Annotated in this window: 3 protein-coding genes; 1 reads left to right on the forward strand and 2 read right to left on the reverse strand. The window is 69.6% G+C overall.

All coding sequences use genetic code 11. The features are described 5' to 3' along the window. Positions 1–33: 33 nt before the first annotated feature. A complete protein-coding gene (locus ABZ371_RS30510) occupies positions 34–1,404 on the reverse strand; it encodes an MFS transporter (protein WP_358685718.1) in 1,371 nt (456 codons plus the stop codon). A gap of 445 nt (positions 1,405–1,849) precedes the next feature. Here ABZ371_RS30510 and ABZ371_RS30515 point away from each other — a divergent pair, with 445 nt between their 5' ends. After that, a complete protein-coding gene (locus ABZ371_RS30515) occupies positions 1,850–2,611 on the forward strand; it encodes a phosphoglyceromutase (protein ID WP_358685721.1) in 762 nt (253 codons plus the stop codon). Between the two features lie 100 nt (positions 2,612–2,711). Here ABZ371_RS30515 and ABZ371_RS30520 read toward each other — a convergent pair whose 3' ends face one another. Next, on the reverse strand, positions 2,712–3,203 hold the full coding sequence (locus tag ABZ371_RS30520; protein ID WP_358685722.1) for a DUF5959 family protein: 492 nt from the start codon (positions 3,201–3,203) through the stop codon (positions 2,712–2,714). Positions 3,204–3,452: the final 249 nt, after the last annotated feature.

Raw genomic sequence — 3,452 nt, forward strand, 5'->3', positions numbered from 1 at the left:
GCCCGCGCCCGCGGTCGGGCGCCGGGCCCGGCGTCAGGTCGCGGGGTCCGTGCTCCTCGGCTCGACGACGGGCGCGGCTGTGGTGAGCGCCGCGGCCACGGATCCGGCGCCCGGGACGACCGGTTCGGCCGCCGTGTCCCAGGCGCTTCCCGGAAGGGACTGGGGCTGGGGCTGCGGTTCCGGCTGCCCCTGGGTGTCCGGCTCGAGGCTGCGCATGAGCAGCGAGTAGCCCAGCGCGGCGGCCGTGCCGATCAGCGCGCAGGCCCCCCAGAGCCACGCGGCACCGTAGTGGTCGATGACGAAGCCGGACATCAGCGGGGCCACGAGCCCCGCCACCGACCAGGACATGGTGTACACCCCCTGGTACCGGCCCCGGCCGAGCGCCGGGGACAGCCGGACGACAAGGCCCGACTGCGTCGGGGCGTTCACGATCTCCGCGAGGGTCCAGGCGCACACGGTCAGCGCGTACACCCCGACGGACCCCGCGAAAGCGGTGAGCCCGAAGCCGTATCCGGCGACCAGGGACGAGAGGACCAGCAGCCGCCGGGGATCGCGGTGCTGGATGAACCGCGTCACCGGGATCTGCAGGGCCACGATGAGCACGCCGTTGACGGAGATGGCCGTGCCGAAGTCGGAGCTGGAGAGCCCGTCCGTCCCCATGGCCACCGGCAGCCCCACGTACCCCTGCTGAAAGATCAGCGCGACGAGGAACGACAGTCCCACCACACCCATGAAGCGCCCGTCGCGCAGGACGGTGCTCAGCCGCACGTCGTCCGGCTGGCCGGCCCCGGGAACTCGGGGCGCCTCCTCGGGCCGGGATTCGGGAACCTTGAGGAAGACGACGACCGCGCAGGCCAGAGTCATGGCCGCCTCGCCCATGAAGCCGGCCAGGTAGTTGTACTCCGCGATGAAGCCGGCACCCGCGGAGGAGACCGCGAACCCCAGGTTGACCGCCCAGTAGTTGAGCGAGAAGGCCCGCACCCGGTCCTCGGGCCGGACGATGTCGGCCATCATCGCCTGCACGGCCGGGCGCGAGGCGTTACTGGCCATGCCCACGACGAAGGCCACACCCGCGATGGCGACCGGGTGCACCATGAGCCCGAGCACGGCGACGGAGACGGCGGTCGAGAGCTGCGCGATCAACATCGTGGGCCGGCGCCCCAGACGGTCCGCCATCACCCCGGCCCCGAGCGAGGACACGACCCCGCCGAGACCGTGGAGGGCGGCGACCAGCCCGGCGTACGAGGCCGGGTAACCGCGGTCCAGGGTCAGATAGAGCGCCATGAAGGTCGCGACGAACGCCCCCAGGCGATTGACCAGCGTGCTGGTCCACAGCCACCAGAACTCCTCGGGAAGCCCGGCGAGCGTCTGGTGCGCCGCCTTTCCGAGACGGGCGACGGGCATACGGCTTCCCCTGAGGACGTGCGGAACGGAAGTGGTCCTGTGGGTGACCCGGTAGCGGGACGGACCTACAGGACACGGACATACGGACATTCGGACGTACGGACATTACGAAGCCCGCATCCCGGGGCACCACTCGATTGACGCCACGCGTCAAACGTCGGCGGCCCGGGGCCTTCCGGGGAGTGGGGGCGCAGGTGCGGTCCTGTCCCTGAGGTCAGGTGCGGCCTCCAGCCTCGGCCCGTCGGTGCCCCTGCTCGGCCCGTCGGCCCCTCCTCGGCCCCTCAGGCCGGGGCCCGGCCCCGGACCTCGGATCAGACTCGGCTCGGGCTATCGACACCCGCCCCGTCGCCTGTCCGCACCGCCCCGTTCGCCGTCCGCACCGCTCCGTTGTCCGCCCTGTGGCCGGGCGCGCGGAGCCCTGGCGGGTTCGATTACGCTCGGACCCATGGCCGACGCACCGTACAAGCTGATCCTCCTCCGCCACGGCGAGAGCGAATGGAACGCGAAGAACCTGTTCACCGGATGGGTGGACGTAGACCTCACCGACAAGGGCGAGAAGGAGGCGGTCCGCGGCGGTGAGCTGCTCAAGGACGCCGGCCTGCTTCCCGACGTGGTGCACACCTCCCTGCAGAAGCGCGCGATCCGCACCGCCCAGCTCGGGCTGGAGGCCGCGGACCGCCACTGGATCCCCGTCCGCCGCTCCTGGCGTCTGAACGAGCGCCACTACGGCGCCCTCCAGGGCAAGGACAAGGCCCAGACCCTCGCCGAGTTCGGTGAGGAGCAGTTCATGCTGTGGCGTCGTTCGTACGACACCCCGCCGCCCGTCCTCGAGGACGGCACCGAGTTCTCGCAGAGCGACGACGCGCGCTACGCGACGATCCCCTCGGAGCTGCGCCCGCGCACCGAGTGCCTCAAGGACGTCGTCATCCGGATGATGCCGTACTGGTACGACGCCATCGTCCCGGACCTGCTGACCGGCCGCACGGTCCTGGTCGCCGCCCACGGCAACAGCCTGCGCGCCCTGGTCAAGCACCTCGACGGCATCTCCGACTCCGACATCGCGGGCCTGAACATCCCGACCGGCATCCCGCTCACGTACGAACTGGACGCCGACTTCCGCCCGCTGAACCCGGGCGGCACGTACCTCGACCCGGACGCGGCGAAGGCCGCCATCGAGGCTGTGAAGAACCAGGGCAAGAAGAAGTAACGCGACACCAACAAGCCCCCGACCTGCGGTTTTCTCGCGGGTCGGGGGCTTTGTGGTGGGGCTGGGCCGCCTGTGGGCCGTCAGTTGCTTGGTCAGGCCGTCAGACGTTGCGAGCACGCCTCCACTCGTAAGCGCCGGGTGATGTCTCGACGACCTCGCGGGGGTAGGCCTCGCGGGCCTGGTCGAGCAGATCCCGCTGCTCGATGACCCACGTCGGCGAGACGAACAACGGGACTTTGACAGTGGCTCCGGACGACGGCCCGTCGTGCACGGACACCCAGAGCCCGCTGCCCTCGTCAGGCTCGAACTTCATCGAAGGAGTCCGCCCGGATACGAGCCACACGGCGAACCGGCCGGACTCCAGGGTTGCCAAGGAGCCCTCCCAGTCCTCAAGGTCCTCAGGGAGAAGGGTCACCGCGAAGTTGCCATTGACGGATTCCGCGTTGATGACGATCTCGCAGTCGAGGAAGTCGTGGCCGGTCAGAATCCCCGGTTGATAGCGACCCAGGATGCGCACGGAGACACTTTGTCCGCTGGTGCCAGGCCTGTCGGCCAGGTGAATCAGATTGATGACGCCATCCGTCGAGTCCATGGGTTCCCTCCCCGAAGCGACCAGGTCCGAGCATCCTGCCGGACCACTTGCGTCTCTCACCGCTCGGGGGCAAGACGATTCGCATAGACGTCGGACACGGCTCTGCTGGTGCGCTCTCGGCTGGAGGGCATGAGGTGCGCGTACACCCGCAGAGTTAGAAGTCATCTCATTTGGCGAGTCTGCGGAAGCAGATGAGGGTGCAGGCGATGCTGGTGAAGGCGAGGAAGTGGTCGGCTTTGCGTTCGTAGC

The organism is Streptomyces sp. NPDC005899 (assembly GCF_040629645.1).
Lineage (GTDB): Bacteria > Actinomycetota > Actinomycetes > Streptomycetales > Streptomycetaceae > Streptomyces.

Bases quoted from the DNA above. Each gene is read 5' to 3' on its own strand.
- ABZ371_RS30510 (WP_358685718.1), bottom strand. From the start codon at position 1,404: ATGCCCGTCGCCCGTCTCGGAAAGGCGGCGCACCAGACGCTCGCCGGG.
- ABZ371_RS30520 (WP_358685722.1), bottom strand. From the start codon at position 3,203: ATGGACTCGACGGATGGCGTCATCAATCTGATTCACCTGGCCGACAGG.
- ABZ371_RS30515 (WP_358685721.1), top strand. From the start codon at position 1,850: ATGGCCGACGCACCGTACAAGCTGATCCTCCTCCGCCACGGCGAGAGC.